Raw genomic sequence first — 16,663 nt, forward strand, 5'->3', positions numbered from 1 at the left:
CCCATGACCCCGATACCCCTCGTCCTCGCGGGCGCCCGCGGCCACGGCCGCCGGCACCTGGACAACATCCGGCGCCTCCAGCGGCGCGGCGCGGTACGGCTCGCCGGCGTCTGCGACCTCGCACCGCTCGGCGCCGCCGAACTCGACGGCTTCGACGACGTGGCGCAGTCCGCCGACCTCGCCGGCCTCCTCGACGCCACCGGCGCGGGCATCGCCGTCGTCTGCACCCCCATCGACACCCACACCGCGCTCGCGCTCACCGCCGCCCGGCGCGGCACGCACCTCCTGCTGGAGAAGCCGCCCGCACCCTCCTGGGCGGAGTTCCGGCGCATGGCCGACGGGGTGGCGGCGGCCGGCACCGCCTGCCAGATCGGCTTCCAGTCGCTCGGCTCCCACGCCCTGCCCGCCATCGCCCGTCTCGTCGCCGACGGCACCATCGGCGACGTCACCGGCATCGGGGCCGCCGGGGCGTGGGCCCGCGACGAGGCGTACTTCCGGCGCTCCCCCTGGGCCGGGAAGCGGCGCCTGGACGACGGCACCGACGTCGTGGACGGCGTCCTCACCAACCCGCTCGCCCACGCCGCGGCCACCGCCCTCGCCCTCGCCGGCAGCCCGCACGCCGACGACGTCACCCGCATCGAGCTGGAACTCGCCCGCGCCAACGACATCGAGGCCGACGACACCTCCTGCGCACGCGTCACCACGGCACGCGGCCTCCCCGTCACCGTCGCCGTGACGCTCTGCGCCGAGCAGGCGGGGGAGCCGTACGTCGTCGTCCACGGCAGCCGGGGCCGCATCACCTTCTGGTACAAGCAGGACCGGGTCCTGGTGCAGCGCGCCGGACACGGCCCGGTGGAGACCGTCCACGGCCGCACCGACCTGCTGGAGAACCTGGTCGCCCACCTGCGCCACGGCACCGCCCTGCTCGTCCCCCCGGAGCGCACCGGCGCCTTCATGCGGCTCGTCGACGCCGTGCGCACCGCCCCCGAGCCGCGCCGGCTCGCCGAGGGGACCTGGTACGCCGACGGCGGGCGCCGCGTGGTCAAGGGCGTCGACCGGCTCGTCCGCGCGAGCGCGGACACCCTCGCCCTCTTCTCCGAGCTCGACCGGACCGCACCCGGACGCCCCGGACGGGAGAACTCCCCATGACCACCCCGCTGCACTGCGCGGGCCGCCCCGTCGCCCGCTACCTCCACCGCCCCGACCTCGACCCCCGCCTCTCGCCGCGCCCCTACCTCCACCCCGTCACCACCCCCCGCGGCACCACCGTCACCGAGGAACGCCCCGGCGACCACCTCCACCACCTGGGCGTCTCGGTCGCCGTGCCCGACGTGGCCGGGCACAACTTCTGGGGCGGCCGCACCTTCGTGCGCGACCAGGGGCCCACCGCGCTGGACAACCACGGCGTCCAGCACCACGACCACTGGAAGCTGCGCGACCCGGACGGGTTCGTCGAGGACCTGTCCTGGCGCGCCGGAGGCCGCGAGCTGCTGCGCGAGCGCCGCACCGTCGCCACCGGCGAGCTGACCCCCACCGCCTGGGCGCTGGACTTCACCTTCGCGCTCACCAACCCCGGCCCCGCGGCCCTCTCCCTGGGGTCCCCCGCCACCAACGGCCGCCCCGGCGCCGGGTACGGCGGCTTCTTCTGGCGCGCCCCCAAGGAGAGTGCCGCACCGGCCGTCCTCACCGCGGACGCCGAGGGCGAGGACGCCGTCCACGGCCGGACCGCCGACTGGCTGGCCCTGCGCGGCACGGCCTGGACCCTCGTCTTCGCCGGCGCCACCGAAGAGACCCGCCGCGACCCCTGGTTCGTCCGCACGGAGGAGTACCCCGGCGTCGGGTCCTGTCTCGCCTGGCACGAACGCCTGCCGCTGCCGGCCGGGGCCACCGCCGTGCGCCGGGTGGTCACCGTCGTCGCCGACGGCGCCCCCGGCCGGGGGGAGATCACCGCCCTCGTACGGAAGGCCCTGTCATGACGCCCGTGCGGAGCGCCGACCTCGGCGACGGCACGTACCGCAACCCGGTGCTGAACGCCGACTGGTCCGACCCGGACGCCGTCGCCGTGGGCGAGGACTTCTACCTCACCGCCTCCAGCTTCGGCCGCGCCCCCGGGCTGCCGCTGCTGCACTCCCGCGACCTGGTGAACTGGTCGCTCGTCGGCCACGCCCTGGACCGGCTGGAGCCCGCCGCCGACTTCGCCGCCCCCCGGCACGACCGGGGCGTGTGGGCGCCGTCCCTGCGGTACGCCGACGACCGCTTCTGGATCTTCTGGGGCGACCCCGACCACGGGATCTACCAGGTCAACGCCGAGCGCGTGCGCGGCCCGTGGAGCGCGCCGCACCTGCTCAAGGCGGGCAAGGGACTCATCGACGCCTGCCCCCTGTGGGACGAGCGGACCGGCGAGGCCTACCTCGTGCACGCCTGGGCCAAGTCCCGGTCCGGGGTGAAGAACCGGCTCACCGGCCACCGGATGAGCCGGGACGGCCGCACCCTCCTCGACGAGGGCCGGGTGATCGTCGACGGCGACCGGATCCCCGGCTGGTTCACCCTGGAGGGGCCCAAGCTCTACCGGCACGGCGGCTGGTTCTGGATCCTCGCCCCGGCCGGCGGCGTGGACACCGGCTGGCAGGGCGCCTTCCGGGCACGGGACTTCTTCGGTCCGTACGAGGAGAAGGTCGTCCTCGCCCAGGGCGGCACCGACGTCAACGGCCCCCACCAGGGCGGCTGGGTGCGCACCCCGGCCGGTGAGGACTGGTTCCTGCACTTCCAGGCGCGCGGCGCGTACGGGCGCGTCGTCCACCTCCAGCCGATGGCCTGGGACAGGGACGGCTGGCCCGTGCTCGGCGACCGCGGCGAGCCCGTGCGCGTCCACCGCAAGCCGGCTGCGCCGCCGCAGCCCGTGGAGGCCCCCGCGACCGACGACGCCTTCCCGGGCGGGCGGTACGGGCGGCAGTGGCAGTGGACGGCGAACCCCCGCGCCGGGTGGACCGTCGAGCACGGCGGTGACGGACTGCGGCTCGCCTGCGTGCGGAGCGCCGACGCCCGCGACCTGCGCCTGCTGCCGCACGTCCTCACCCAGCGCCTGCCCGCCGAGACGTTCACGGCCGGGGTGTCCCTGTCGCTGGAGTCCGCCGAGCCGGGCGCCCGCGCGGGGCTGGCCGTCCTGGGCGACGCCTACTCGTGGATCGGGCTGGAGCGGGGCGCGGACGGTGCCGTGCGGCTGGTCCACCGGTTCGCCGAGGCGGTCGCGGAGCGGGAACGGGACGCCGCGCACGCGCGCGTGGTGCCGGATTCCGCGGGCGGCCGGGTGCGGCTGCGCGTCGAGGTCGCGCCGGGCGCGCGCTGCCGGTTCGCGTACGACTGCGGCACGGGCGAGGGGTGGCGGCCCTCCGGGCTGGTCTTCACCGCCACGCCATGGCGCTGGGTCGGGGCCCTGCTCGGCCTCTTCGCGGTGGCCCCCGAGGGACAGGGCGGCGCCGGGACGGCCACGTTCACCGGGTTCCACGTCAACTGACCGCTCACGCAGACCGATGGGAGCCGCCATGCCACACCTGCGTAGCAAGCGCTTGCCCGGCCGGGTCCTGGCCGTCGTCACCGCCCTCGTGGCCGCACTCGGACCGGGCGCGGCCACCCCCGCCGGGGCCACGCCCGGCGCCCGGGAGGGGGAGAGCACCACCGCCGCACCCGCGCCGGTGAAGCGTTCCTCCGGGCCGCCGGGGAACTGCGGCACCGGCACCGTGCTCGACGTCCCCGCCGCGTACCCCACCGTCCAGGCCGCCGTGGACGCCGTCCCGGCCGGCAACGACCGGCACGTCACGATCCGGATCGCCCCCGGGACCTACCGCGAGAAGGTCCGCGTGCCCGCCGACAAGCCGAGGATCACCCTCCAGGGCACCGGCCCGAACCGCGCCGCCACGGTGATCGTGCACGACACGCCGAACGCGTACGGAGGCTCCTCCGGAAGCGCCACCGTCCTGATCGCCGCCTCCGACGTCACCGCCCGCAACCTCACCTTCGTCAACGACTTCGACGAGGCGGCGGTCGAGCTCAACGCCGAGCAGGCACTGGCGATGAAGACCACCGGCGACCGGATCGTCTTCGAGAACACCGCCTTCAAGGGCAACCAGGACACCCTGATGACCGACAGCCCCCGGCTCGACGCCATCAGCCGCGTCTACGTCCGCGACTCGTACATCGAGGGTGACGTCGACTTCCTCTACGGCCGGGCCACGACCGTCGTCGAACGGTCGCTGATCCGGGCGCTCAGCCGCGGCTCCGCCACCAACAACGGGTACGTCACCGCCGCCAGCACCTGGAAGGACAACCCGTACGGCTTCCTGATCACCCGCTCCCGGATCGTCAGCGACGCCCCCGCCGGCACCTTCCACCTCGGCCGGCCCTGGCATCCGAGCGGCAACCCCGACGCGGTCGGCCAGGTGCTGATCCGGGAGACCCGGCTCCCCGCGGCCGTCACGTCCTCCCCCTGGGCCGACATGGGCGGCTTCTCGTGGCGGGACGCCCGCTTCGCCGAGTACCGCAACCACGGACCGGGCGCCGCCGTGACCGCCGACCGCCCGCAGATGTCCGACCCCGACGCCGCCCGCCACGAGGTCGCCGACTACCTCGCCGGCCGGGACGGCTGGGCCCCGCACGACTCCCGCACGAACAGAGAAGAGAGCTGACCATGACCGACCCGCAGACCCCAGGACGCCGCCGTACCACCACCATGGCCGCGGCCCTCGCCGCGGTGCTCGCCCTGACCGCCACCGCCTGCGGCGACGACGGCACCGCCGCCGCGGGCGAGGAGGGTTCCGGCAAGGGGACCATCACCTTCTGGGACAACAACGGCGGTGTGCGCACCGCCGTCTGGCAGGAGATCATCAAGGACTTCGAGGCCGAGAACCCCGGCATCGACGTCACCTACGTCCCCGTCCCGAGCGAGGACGTGCAGTCCAAGTACGACACCGCCATCGCCGGCGGCGGCCTGCCGGACGTCGGCGGCGTCGGCGCCGCGTACCTCGCCAACATCGTCGCCCAGGACGCCCTGGAGCCGGTCGGCGACCGGATCGAGGGCTCGGCGCTCAAGGGCAAGCTCGTCCCCACCATGGTCGCGTCCGTGAAGGCCGCCGGGGGCAGGGGCGACGAGATGTACTCCGTGCCCACCTCCGCGAGCAACGGCACCCTGTACTACCGCACCGACCTGTTCGCGGCGGCGGGCCTGGACGCGCCGACCACCTGGGCGAAGTTCTACACGGCCGCCGCGAAGCTCACCGACGCCGGCAGGAACCGCTTCGGCTACACCATCCGGGGCGGCGCCGGCTCCATCGCCCAGGCGCTGGACGCGATGTACGGGCAGTCCGGCATCACCTCGTTCTGGAACGCCGACCGGACGAGGACGACGGTCGACGACCCGAGGAACGTGGCCGCGCTGGAGAAGTACGCCGGCCTGTTCAAGACCGCCACGCCCGAGGCGGACGTCAACAACGACTTCAAGAAGATGGTCGCCCAGTTCGACACCGGCACCATCGGGATGCTCAGCCACAACCTCGGCTCGTACACCGACCACGTGAAGGCGCTCGGCAAGGACAAGTTCCGGGGACTCCCGAACCCGGTCGGGGACAACGGCACACGGGTGCAGGTCTCCAACCCGGTCGACGGGCTGGGGCTGTTCAAGAGCAGCAAGAACAAGGCCGCGGCCTGGAAGTTCATCGAGTTCGCCGTCTCGCACGAGTCCAACAGCAAGTGGAACGAGTCGGCGGGCGCCATACCCGCGAACACGGAGGCGGCGGCCGACCCGTGGGTGAACGAGGCCGAGGCCACCAAGCTGGGCGCCCGGGCGCTCACGGACGGCTCGACCAGGATCGTGGAGCTGCCGTACTACCTGCCCGACTGGAACAAGATCAGCAAGGCGGACAACGAGCCGAACTTCCAGAAGGTGCTGCTGGGGGTGATGACGGCGAAGGAGTTCCTGACCACCCTCGCCGAGCAGCTCAACGAGGCGCAGGCCGAGTGGAACGAACGGAACAAGGCCTGACCCCCGCGCGGGGCCGCCGCCGCCCCGGCGGCCCGGCGGTCCCGCCCCGCGGCGCCCGCGCCGCTGCGGGCCGAAGCCCCTGCCCGCCCTCGCCCTCGCCCCGGCCCGCGGGCCCGAGCGCCCGCAGCGCCCGCGCGCCCACCGCGCGGGGCCTCGCCGACCCTTCGCCGCCCCCCGCCCGGCCCGGGGCGCGGCGCTCCGCACCCGTCGTCACCCACGAGAGGTCCCCGATGTCCCTCAGCCGCAGACGCACCGTGGCCGCCCTCGCCGCACTCCCGCTGGTGCCGCCCGGGGCGGGGCCGCGCACCCGCACGGTGTGGATCGCCGGCGACTCCACCGCCGCCCGCAAGACCCCCGACGAGGCGCCCGAGACCGGGTGGGGCATGGCCCTGCCCTTCTTCCTCACCCCCCACCTGGCCGTGGCCAACCACGCCGTCAACGGCCGCAGTTCCAAGAGCTTCGTCGACGAGGGGCGCCTCGGCACCGTCCTCGCCGGTCTCCGTCCCGGTGACCTCCTCCTCGTCCAGTTCGGCCACAACGACCAGAAGGCCGGCGATCCCGCCCGGTACACCGAGCCCTGGACGACCTACCGGGAGCACCTGCTCCGGTACGTGGCGGGGGCGCGGGCACGGGGGGCGCGGCCCGTGCTGCTCACGCCGGTCGAGCGCCGCAGGTTCGACGCGGGGGGCGCCGCCGTGCCGACCCACGGGGAGTACCCGGCCGCCATGCGGGCGCTGGCCGCCGAGGAGGACGTGGCGCTCGTCGACGTACAGGCCGCGTCGCTCGCCGAGTGGCGACGGCTCGGGCCCGAGGCGTCGAAGGCGTACTTCACCTGGCTGGCTCCGGGCGAGTCGCCGAACCATCCGGACGGCAAGCAGGACAACACCCACTTCCGGCCGCGTGGCGCCATCGAGGTCGCGCGGCTGGTGGCGGCCGGCCTGCGCGAGCGCGCGGTGCTGGCCGCCCGTGACGTGCGGCGGCTGGACGAGCCCGTCCCCGCCGCGTGGATCACCTACTAGGAGGCTGACCATGCGTACCCGGATCGCGGGCGTCACGCTCGCCGGATGCACCGCCCTCGTCCTGTCCCTCACCCCCGCCCACGCGGCGTCCGACCCGGGGCGCCAGGTGCTCCCCAAGGGCGACGGCTGGGCGTCGGAGGGGGCCGGCACGACGGGCGGCGCCGCGGCCGACGCCGCCCACACCCACACGGTGAGGACCTGGGCCGAGTTCAGGGCCGCGCTGGCGGTCGACGACGGGGCCCCGAGACTCGTCCGGGTCGTGGGCACCCTGGACGCGACCGAGGGGGGCTGCGAGGCCTTCGAGGCCGACGGCTACGACTTCGGCCGGTACCTCGCGGACTACGACCCCGCCGTCTGGGGCCTCGACACCCCGGTCAGCGGCCCCCAGGAGGACCTGCGCGCCGCCTCCGCCGCCGCCCAGGCCCGGGCCGTCAAGGCGTACGTCCCCTCCCGCACCACCATCGTCGGCGTCGGCAAGGACGCCGGGATCACGGGCGGCAGCCTCCAGATCCAGAACGCCGACGACGTCATCGTCCGCAACCTCACCCTGGAGAGCCCGCTCGACTGCTTCCCCCAGTGGGACCCCACGGACGGGGCCACGGGCGCGTGGAACTCGGAGTACGACGCGATGGTCGTGCACGGCTCCACGCACGTGTGGATCGACCACAACACCTTCACCGACGGCCGCCACCCGGACAGCACGCTGCCCCGGTACTTCGGGGAGATCTACCAGCAGCACGACGGCGAACTGGACGTCGTGCGCGGGGCGAACCACGTCACCGCGTCGTGGAACGTCTTCGCCGACCACGACAAGACGCTGATGATCGGCAACAGTGACGGCGCCGCCGCGACCGACGCGGGGAAGCTGAAGGTCACCCTGCACCACAACCTGTTCACGGGCGTCGTCGAGCGCGCCCCGCGCGTCCGGTTCGGCCAGGTCGACGCGTACAACAACCACTACGTGGTGAAGGCGGACCAGGTCCCGGCGTACGCGTACAGCTTCGGCGTGGGGATCGAGTCGCGGCTGTACGCGGAGAAGAACGCCTTCACCCTCCCCGCGGGCGTCGCCGCCGGGAGGATCCTCAAGAAGTGGAAGGACGCGCCGGTCACCGCCGTCGGCAACCGCGTCAACGGCCGCGCGGTGGACCTCGTCGCCGCGCACAACGCCCTGAACCCGGACAACCCCCTGCGGCCGGACGCCGGGTGGACCCCGGTGCTGCGGACCGCGGTCCACGATCCGCGGGCGGTGCCGGGGCTCGTGGGCGCGCGGGCCGGAGCCGGAAAGGTCTGCTGACCGCACGCCGATCCTGCCCGGACGGTTGACAGCTCCCGTGGTGGCTGGCTTCATGAACAACGCCTCTTGGGAGCGCTCCCACGTTTTGTTCGTGCTTCTCGGACCGACGGAAGGGCACACAGTGGGACAGTCACGGACACGGAACGGGCCGCTGCGGCGGCTGCGCGCACTGGCGGCCGGCGCGATCACCGCCGGGTTACTGGCGACCGCCGCCCAGGCCGCCCCGGCGGCGGCCACCCCCGGGCCCGCCGCCCCGGCGGCGGCCACCCCCGGGCCCGTCGCCCCGGAGGCGGCCGTCGCCGCCGCCCCCGGGGACGACTGGCTGCACACCGCGGGCAACAGGATCGTCGACGCGAACGGCGACGAGGTCTGGCTCACCGGCGCCAACTGGTTCGGCTTCAACGCCTCCGAGCGGGTCTTCCACGGCCTGTGGTCCGGCAACATCACCCGGATCACCCGCTCCATGGCCGACCGGGGCATCAACATCGTCCGCGTCCCGATCTCCACCCAGCTGCTGCTGGAGTGGAGGGACGGCCGGGCGACCGTCCCGAACGTCAACGCCCACGCGAACCCGGAGATCGCCGGCAGGACCTCGCTGGAGGTCTTCGACTTCTGGCTCGCCCTGTGCAAGCGGTACGGCATCAAGGTCATGCTCGACGTGCACAGCGCCGAGGCCGACAACTCCGGGCACGTCCACCCCGTGTGGTGGAAGGGCGCCATCACGCCCGAGCAGTTCCACACCGCCTGGGAATGGGTGACGGCCCGCTACCGGAACGACGACACGCTCGTCGCGGTGGACGTCAAGAACGAGCCGCACGGCAAGGCGAACGAGACCCCGCGCGCCAAGTGGGACGGCTCGGCCGACCAGGACAACTTCAAGCACACCTGCGAGACCGCCGGCAGGCGCATCCTCGCCGTCAACCCGAACCTGCTGGTGCTGTGCGAGGGCGTCGAGGTCCACCCCAGGGCCGGCGCCGACTGGACCTCCACCACGCCGACCGACTACCACTCCACCTGGTGGGGCGGGAACCTGCGCGGCGTCCGCGACCACCCCGTCGACCTCGGCGCCGGCAACGACCAGCTCGTCTACTCGCCGCACGACTACGGACCGCTCGTGTACGCCCAGCCCTGGTTCACCGGCGACTGGAACCGCACGACCCTCGAACGGGACGTCTGGGACCCCAACTGGCTGTACCTGCACAAGGAGAACAAGGCCCCGCTCCTCATCGGCGAATGGGGCGGCTTCCTCGACGGCGGCCCGAACCAGAAGTGGATGACGGCGCTGCGGGACCTGATCGTCGAGCACCGCATCCACCAGACCTTCTGGTGCATCAACCCCAACTCCGGTGACACCGGCGGCCTGCTGCTCGGCGACTGGGAGTCGTGGGACGAGGAGAAGTACGCCCTGCTGAAGCCGGCCCTGTGGCAGCACGGCGGCAAGTTCGTCGGGCTCGACCACGAGGTCCCGCTCGGCGGCGCGGGCAGCACCACCGGCCTCAGCCTGCGCGAGGTGTACGGGGACGGCGGCGGCGGCCCCGGCGACCCGGCGGACACCACCGCCCCCACCGCCCCGGCCGGCCTGACCGCCACGGCCCGGACGGCCACCAGCGTCTCCCTGGCGTGGACGGCGGCGACCGACGACGTCCGGGTGACCGGCTACGACGTGTACCGGGGCGCCGTCCGGGTCAACGCGGCACCGGTGACCGGCACCACGTACACCGACACCGGCCTCGTCCCGGCCACCGCCTACGGCTACGCGGTACGCGCCCGCGACGCGGCGGGCAACGTGTCGGCGCCCTCCGCCGTGCTGGACGTCACCACCGCACCGGGCGGCACCCCGCCCGGCTCCCTGAAGGTCCGGCACAGGAACAACGACACGTCACCCACGGACAACGCCGCCCGGCCCGGACTCCAGGTAGTCAACACCGGCTCGTCCGCACTCGACCTGACCACCGTGTCCGCCCGCTACTACTTCACCCGCGACGGCGGCTCCCCGTCCGTCAGCGCCTGGTGCGACTACGCCGCCGTGGGCTGCGCGCAGGTGCGGCTGCGCGTCGTCCCGCTGCCGGCACCGGTCGCCGGCGCGGACGCCTACCTGGAGGTGACGTTCACCGGCGGGTCCCTCGCCGCCGGGAGGGACACCGGCGACATCCAGCTGCGGATGAGCAAGGCCGACTGGTCCCCGTTCGACGAGACGGACGACCACAGCCGCTCGGCCGCCACCGCCTATGCCGACGCCCCGGCGATCCCCGCCTACACCGGCACCGCCCTCGCCTGGGGCACGCCCCCGGCCGGAGCCTGACCCGCGAAGGAGCCGCACTCCCATGACGTACCGAGGAAAACGCAGGCGGGGCCCGGCCGCCCTCCTGGCCGTGGCCACCGTCGCCGCCACGCTGCTCGGCGCGGCCGCCCCCCGGCCGGCCGGCCACCGGCCGCCCGTCCACGTCGACAACCCCTTCGCGGGCGCGTCGTTCTACGTCAACCCCGATTACGCCCGTCTCGTCGAGGGGTCCGCCGCCCGGACCGCCGACCCGGCCCTCCGGGCGAGGATGCGGGCGGTCAAGCGCCACCCCACGGCCGTGTGGCTGGACCGTATCGCCGCCGTCCGCGGCGGGTCCGCCAACGGGGGCCGCAAGGGTCTCGCCCACCACCTCGACCTGGCGCTCGCCCGCAAGAAGCCCGGCCGGCCGGTCGTCGCCACCTTCGTCGTGTACGACCTGCCCGGCCGCGACTGCGCCGCCCAGGCCTCCAGCGGTGAACTGCCGCTCACCGAGGAGGGCCTGGAGCGCTACCGCACCGAGTACATCGACGCCATCGCCGAGGTGCTCGCCCGGCCCAAGTACCGGGAAATCCGCATCGCCACGGTCATCGAGCCGGACGGGCTGCCCAACCTCGTCACCAACCTGAACGACCCGGAGTGCGCGGCGGCGGAGAGCAGCGGCATCCAGGTGGCGGCCGTCCGGTACGCGCTGGACAGGCTGCACGCCGTCCCCAACGTCTACACCTACCTGGACTTCGCGCACTCCGGCTGGCTCGGCTGGGACTCCAACCTGGCCCCCGCCGTGCGGCTGTACACGGACGTGGTCCGGGGGACGGCCGCGGGCCTCGCGAGTGTGGACGGGCTGGTCACCAACGTCTCCAACTACACGCCGCTCGCCGAGCCGTTCCTCACCGACCCTGACCGGGTGGTGGGGGAGGGCCCGGTCAGGTCGAGCGCGTTCTACGGGTGGAACCCGCACTTCGACGAGGCGGACTTCACCCGGTCCGTCCACCGTGAACTGGTGGCCCAGGGCTGGCCCGCGTCCACCGGCATGGTCGTCGACACCTCCCGCAACGGCTGGGGCGGCCCGGCCCGGCCGGCCGCGGAGAGCACCAGCGCCTCGCTCGACACGTACGTCAACGAGTCGAAGGCGGACCGCAGGGTGCGGCGCGCCCTGTGGTGCAACGTCGCCGGGGCGGGCCTGGGCGAGCCGCCGCGCGCCGCGCCCGACGGGTACCCGGACTCGCACCTGGACGCGTTCCTGTGGGTGAAGCCGCCGGGCGAGTCCGACGGCGCCGGGGAGGACATCCCGAACGGCGAGGGAAAGCGGCCGGACCCCATGTGCGATCCGGTGGCCACGCCGGGCGCCCTGCCGGGGGCGCCGCTGGCCGGCCACTGGTTCCACGAACAGTTCCGGATGCTCGTCGCCCACGCCCACCCGCCCGTCTCCTGAGTCTGCGCGCCGAAGCGGCCGGCCGGGCCCCGGGGGGTCCGGCCGGCCGCTTCGGCGTGCCCGGCCGTCCCCACCGGCGCAGCGGCCGCCGGCGGGGACGGCCGGGGGAGCGGGCGTCATCCCACCGCGCACGCCGTTCCGTTGAGCGTGAACTGGCCGGGCCGGGCGAACGTGCCGGCGTAGGTGCCCTGGAACCCGAACGACTGGCTGCCGCCCGGGGCGATCCGGGCGTTGGACGCCGTGCTGGTCGCGGTCACCGTGCCGGCGGCGGGGGTGACGGTCGCGTTCCAGGCGTGGGTGACGCTCTGGCCCGCGGGGAGGGCGAAGGCGACCCGCCAGCCGTCGACGGGCGCGGAGCCGGTGTTGGCGACCTTCACGTCGGTGGTGAAGCCGCCCGGCCAGACGTTGGGGGTGTAGGTGACGCGGCAGGCGGTGGCGGGGGTGCCGGGGTCCGGGTCCGTGGGGCCGGTGCCGCCGGCGTGGACGGCGGAGGAGAAGGAGTCCACGCGCAGCCCGGCGCCGTTCTGCCACGGCTCGAACCCGGCCTGGATGCTGGTGAGGTACCAGGACGGTCCGGCGAGGCCCCGGGAGACGGCCTGGTCGACGAAGTCCATGACGTCGAAGTTCCAGCTGCTGATCGCCGAGGGCGCCACGAAGGAGATGACGTCGTTGGTGCCGTTGCTGCCGGTCCAGACCTCCCAGGCGCGGCCGCCGACCGTGGCGGTGCCGGTGGGCGAGCCGATGGGCTGGACGGGGCCGGTGCGGTGGAACCAGATCATGATCTCGGTGCGGTTCACGCCGTCGGTGCGGGGCGTGGGGTCGAGCCAGATGTCGTAGGAGGCGTTGTACACGGCGCCGCCGACGTACCCGTAGGTGATGGCGGACGGGGCGCTGCCGATGGCGTCGATCCGCATCGGCAGGTTGGTGCCGGGGGAGCAGTTCGTGTAGTGGCAGCCGTTGTAGACCGACGGGTACGACTTGGGCGCGCCGTTCGTCGGTACGGAGCCGTCGGCGCGGGTGAGTTCGAAGCCGGTGGCGGTGGCGGTGACGCACTGGGTGGCGCTGGTGCCCCAGCGGTTGTTCTGGACGACGTAGCGGCCCTGGATGGTGGTGGAGCCGTACTGGTCGCAGATGAGTGTGTCGGCCCGGGCGGGCTCGGTCGCCGTCACGAGGGCGGTCAGGGAGCCCAGCGCCACGAGGGCCGCCGTGGCGGCGGTGCGCAGGGCGCCGAGGCGGCGCCGTACGCGGTGCCGGGTGGGGTGGAGGAAGGTCTTCATACGGGTGCGTGTCCCTTCGGGGCAGCGGCGGTATGAGGGGGTGCCGTACTGGGAGCGCTCCCAGGTCGTGCTCCGCGGTGGAGCGTAGGAGCGCCCCGGAGCGATGGCAAGACGGCGTACGCGTGCATTGACGTGAGCCCGTCATGTCAGCACAGTGGGGGACGAGGGCGGGAGCGCTCCCAGAAACCTGCCGCCCTCACCCCGGTGGCGCGGTGGCGGAGCACGCCGATCTCCTCCGCCGCGCCGCCTCCCCCCTCAGCCCGACGCCCGCACCACCAGCTCGGTCCGCAGGACGACGTGCCGCCAGGCGGCGGGGCCCTCCTCCCCGACGGCCTCCAGCAGCACCCGCGCCATCTCCCGGCCCATCTCCTCCACCGGCTGGCGCACCGTCGTCAGCGGCGGGTCCGTGTGCCGGGCGACCTGCGAGTCGTCGAAGCCCACGACGGCCACGTCCCGCGGCACGCGCCGCCCCGCCGCCCGCAGTTCGTGCAGCGCGCCCGCCGCCATCACGTCCGACGCCGCGAAGACCGCGTCCAGGTCCGGGCACCGGGCCAGCAGCTCACGGGTCGCCCGCCGCCCGCTCTCCTCCGTGAAGTCGCCGAACGCCGTCAGCGCGGGGTCCGCCTCCCCGAAGGCCGCGCGCATCTCCTCCCGGTACCCGCGCAGCCGGCACCGCGCCCCGTACATGTCGGCCGGACCGGCGATCGTGGCGATGCGCCGCCGCCCGGCCGCCACCAGGTGCCGGACGGCCGCCCGCGCCCCGCCGGCGTTGTCGGAGTCCACATACGACACCGACTCGTCCCCCCGCCGCCGCCCGCTGAGCACCGTCGGCACCTCCACCTCCGCCAGCATGTCCGGCAGCGGCTCGTCGTCGTGCACCGACACCAGCAGCACCCCGTCCACCCGGCCGGCCCGCGCGTACTGCACGAACCGCTGCCGCTCCTTGTCGCCGCGCACCAGCGTCAGCAGCAGCTGCACGTCCGCGTCGGCGAGCGCCGCGCCGACCCCGTGCACGATGTCGGAGAAGAACGGCTCCGCGAAGAACCGCCGGGTGCTCTCCGGGACCACCAGCGCCACCGCGTCGGCCCGGCTGGCCGCCAGGGCGCGGGCGGCCCGGTTCGGTACGTAGCCGAGGCGGTCGATCGCCTGCTGCACCAGCAGCCGGGTCGCCTCCTTCACCCCCGGCGCGTTGTTGACCACCCGGGACACCGTGCCCCGTCCCACGCCCGCGAGCGCGGCCACTTCCTCCAGCGTGGGCGGGCCCACGCGCTCCCGTCCGGCCATCCATCCCCTCCAAGGCTCCCCGTGGGACCGGACCGTCAGGCGGCCGCGTCCCGCCGTTCGTACCGCAGCGCCGCCCCCGTCACCACCGCGCCCAGACCCTCCCACAGGCCGACTCCCAGGAACCCCGCCGGGGCGCGGCCCGAGACGACCGCGAGCAGGAACACCGCGCAGGTGAGGAGGCGGAACGGCACCGTCCAGCGGAAGAAGGCCTTCCAGTCGGCCAGTGCCGCCAGCACGTAGTAGACGCCCATGTTGACCGCCGCCATCGACGAGGCGGTCAGGAACACCAGGGTGTGGTCCCCCTCCACCCGCCGGGCGTCCGGCACGGGCGCGAAGCCCATCACCGTCAGCAGCGCGTCCGGCGCGACCAGGCCCACCACGCCCAGCGCGGTGGCGAGCAGCCCGAAGACCGCCATCGTCCAGCCGGACGGGGAACGGGGACGGAGACGGAGCAGGGGCCGCACGGTGGTCCTCCCTACGCACAGGGTACGAAGGTCCTGCATACCGTGCGGCCCCGGACGGCGCTCCACCGGGGGCTACTTCAGCGCGGCCGCCATCATCCGCTGCGCCACCGGCGCCGCCAGCCCGTTGCCGCTGACCTCCGCGCGCCGGGCGTCGGAGTCCTCGATCAGCACCGCGACCGCGACCTCCTCGCCGGTCTCCTTGTCCTTGGCGTACGAGGTGAACCAGGCGTACGGCTTCTCGCTGTTGTCCACCCCGCGCTGCGCCGTGCCCGTCTTGCCGCCCACCTCCGCGCCGTCGACCCCCGCGTTGGACCCCGTGCCGTCCTCGACGACCGTCACCATCGCGCTGCGCAACTGCTCGGCGGTGGACGACGACACGATCCGGCGGGCCTCGCCGTCCTCGTACGACCGGAGCGTGTCCCCGTCCGCGTCGACGACCTTCGACACCATGTGGGGGGCCGCCAGCAGTCCGTCGTTGGCGATGGCGGCCGACACCATGGCCATCTGGAGCGGCGTGGCCGTCACGTCGAACTGCCCGATGCCCGACAGCGCCGTCTGCGCCTTGTCCATCGTGGAGGGGTAGACGCTGGGGTAGGCGCGCACCGGCACGTCCTGCTCCTCGTCGTTGAAGCCGAACTTCTCCGCCATCGCCCGGACCTTGTCCTTGCCCAGGTCGACGGCCATCTTGCCGAAGACGTTGTTGCAGGAGTACTGGAGCGCGACGCGGATGGAGGCGTTCTCGCACGGGGCCGAGGGGTTCTCGTTCTCGAGGTCTTTGACGGTGCCCGGCATGCGGTACGGGTTCTCGCTCCGCGTGGGCTCGTCGACCGACCCGTACAGCCCGTTCTCCAGCGCCGCCGCCGCGACGACCAGCTTGAACGTCGAGCCGGGTGCCACCGGCTGCCTGATCGCCCGGTTCACCAGCGGCTTGTCCTCGTCGGTGGTCAGCCTCTCCCAGGCGTCACCGTCCACCGACCCGGCGATCTCCGACGGGTCGTACGACGGGGTGCTGACCATGCCGAGGACGCGCCCGGTCCGCGGGTCGAGCGCGACGGCCGCGCCCTTGACGTCGCCCAGCGCCTCGAACCCGGCCTTCTGCACCGCCGGGTCGATGGTCGTCAGCACGTCACCGGGGTCCGCCCGCTCGCCGGTGAGCGCGTCGAGCGGGTTCCCCAGCCGGGGGTCCGTGCCGTCCAGCACCGTGGAGTAGATGCCCTCGAGCTGGTTCGACCCGTACGCCTGCGAGCTGTAGCCGGTCACGGCGGCGTACAGCTCGCCGTCCTCGTACGTGCGCTTGTAGCGGAGGTCCCCGCCCTTCGTCTCCTTCGATCCGGTGACCGGAGAGCCGGCCACGACGATGTCCCCGAGCGGATGGGCGTACTGCGCGATGACGTTCCGCCGGTTGTGCTTGTCGTCCGCGAGCGCCCTGGCCTCGTACGCCTGCACCCAGGTCGCCCGGAGCAGCAGGGCGAACACCAGCAGCAGGGAGAAGGCGGCGGCTCTTCTGATCGTCTTGTTCATCCCGCACACAAGGACGAACGGCCCGAACGGGCGGGTTCCGATCCGCCCGCTTTCTCA

12 protein-coding genes and 1 pseudogene are annotated in these 16,663 nt (G+C 74.0%); 9 read left to right on the top strand and 4 right to left on the bottom strand.

What is annotated here, in order from left to right:
* Positions 1 to 3: 3 nt before the first annotated feature.
* From A4V12_RS32760 to A4V12_RS32800, 9 genes and pseudogenes are all read left to right on the top strand, one after another.
* The gene (locus A4V12_RS32760) at positions 4 to 1,149 is read left to right on the top strand and encodes a Gfo/Idh/MocA family protein (protein ID WP_064073126.1); all 1,146 of its coding nucleotides are present in this window, start codon (positions 4 to 6) and stop codon (positions 1,147 to 1,149) included.
* Positions 1,146 to 1,976 carry a PmoA family protein gene (locus tag A4V12_RS32765; protein WP_064073127.1) on the top strand — a complete coding sequence of 277 codons (831 nt, stop codon included), beginning with the start codon at positions 1,146 to 1,148 and terminating at the stop codon, positions 1,974 to 1,976. The genes A4V12_RS32760 and A4V12_RS32765 overlap by 4 nt, the downstream gene beginning before the upstream one ends.
* Positions 1,973 to 3,514 (top strand): glycoside hydrolase family 43 protein, encoded by a 1,542-nt coding sequence (locus A4V12_RS32770; protein ID WP_064073128.1) that lies wholly within the window; start codon positions 1,973 to 1,975, stop codon positions 3,512 to 3,514. Before A4V12_RS32765 ends, A4V12_RS32770 begins: the two co-directional genes overlap by 4 nt.
* 163 nt (positions 3,515 to 3,677) lie before the next feature.
* Positions 3,678 to 4,682: pseudogene (locus A4V12_RS32775) on the top strand (pectinesterase family protein); the annotation flags it as partial.
* A 2-nt stretch (positions 4,683 to 4,684) separates the two neighbouring features.
* Positions 4,685 to 6,034: an ABC transporter substrate-binding protein gene (locus tag A4V12_RS32780; RefSeq protein WP_064073129.1), complete on the top strand. Its 1,350-nt coding sequence runs from the start codon at positions 4,685 to 4,687 to the stop codon at positions 6,032 to 6,034.
* Between the two features lie 230 nt (positions 6,035 to 6,264).
* A complete protein-coding gene (locus A4V12_RS32785) occupies positions 6,265 to 7,053 on the top strand; it encodes a rhamnogalacturonan acetylesterase (protein WP_064073130.1) in 789 nt (262 codons plus the stop codon).
* A gap of 10 nt (positions 7,054 to 7,063) precedes the next feature.
* Positions 7,064 to 8,347: a pectate lyase family protein gene (locus A4V12_RS32790; protein WP_064073131.1), complete on the top strand. Its 1,284-nt coding sequence runs from the start codon at positions 7,064 to 7,066 to the stop codon at positions 8,345 to 8,347.
* A gap of 121 nt (positions 8,348 to 8,468) precedes the next feature.
* On the top strand, positions 8,469 to 10,649 hold the full coding sequence (locus A4V12_RS32795; RefSeq protein ID WP_064073132.1) for a cellulase family glycosylhydrolase: 2,181 nt from the start codon (positions 8,469 to 8,471) through the stop codon (positions 10,647 to 10,649).
* A gap of 22 nt (positions 10,650 to 10,671) precedes the next feature.
* A complete protein-coding gene (locus tag A4V12_RS32800; protein ID WP_079137549.1) occupies positions 10,672 to 12,060 on the top strand; it encodes a glycoside hydrolase family 6 protein in 1,389 nt (462 codons plus the stop codon).
* A 116-nt stretch (positions 12,061 to 12,176) separates the two neighbouring features.
* On the opposite strand, the gene A4V12_RS32805 is transcribed toward A4V12_RS32800, so the two are convergent.
* The 4 genes from A4V12_RS32805 to A4V12_RS32820 all read right to left on the bottom strand — a co-directional run bounded on the left by A4V12_RS32805 (position 12,177) and on the right by A4V12_RS32820 (position 16,606).
* On the bottom strand, positions 12,177 to 13,337 hold the full coding sequence (locus A4V12_RS32805; protein ID WP_064073133.1) for a GH12 family glycosyl hydrolase domain-containing protein: 1,161 nt from the start codon (positions 13,335 to 13,337) through the stop codon (positions 12,177 to 12,179).
* 255 nt (positions 13,338 to 13,592) lie between these two features.
* Positions 13,593 to 14,621, bottom strand: coding sequence for a LacI family DNA-binding transcriptional regulator (locus A4V12_RS32810; protein WP_064073134.1), 1,029 nt, complete (start codon positions 14,619 to 14,621; stop codon positions 13,593 to 13,595).
* Positions 14,622 to 14,656: 35 nt separating this feature from the next.
* Positions 14,657 to 15,037 carry a hypothetical protein gene (locus A4V12_RS32815; protein WP_199831448.1) on the bottom strand — a complete coding sequence of 127 codons (381 nt, stop codon included), beginning with the start codon at positions 15,035 to 15,037 and terminating at the stop codon, positions 14,657 to 14,659.
* Between the two features lie 120 nt (positions 15,038 to 15,157).
* Positions 15,158 to 16,606 (bottom strand): peptidoglycan D,D-transpeptidase FtsI family protein, encoded by a 1,449-nt coding sequence (locus tag A4V12_RS32820; protein WP_064073136.1) that lies wholly within the window; start codon positions 16,604 to 16,606, stop codon positions 15,158 to 15,160.
* Between the last annotated feature and the right edge of the window lie 57 nt (positions 16,607 to 16,663).

This window comes from Streptomyces noursei, assembly GCF_001646665.1.
Lineage (GTDB): Bacteria > Actinomycetota > Actinomycetes > Streptomycetales > Streptomycetaceae > Streptomyces > Streptomyces lavendulocolor.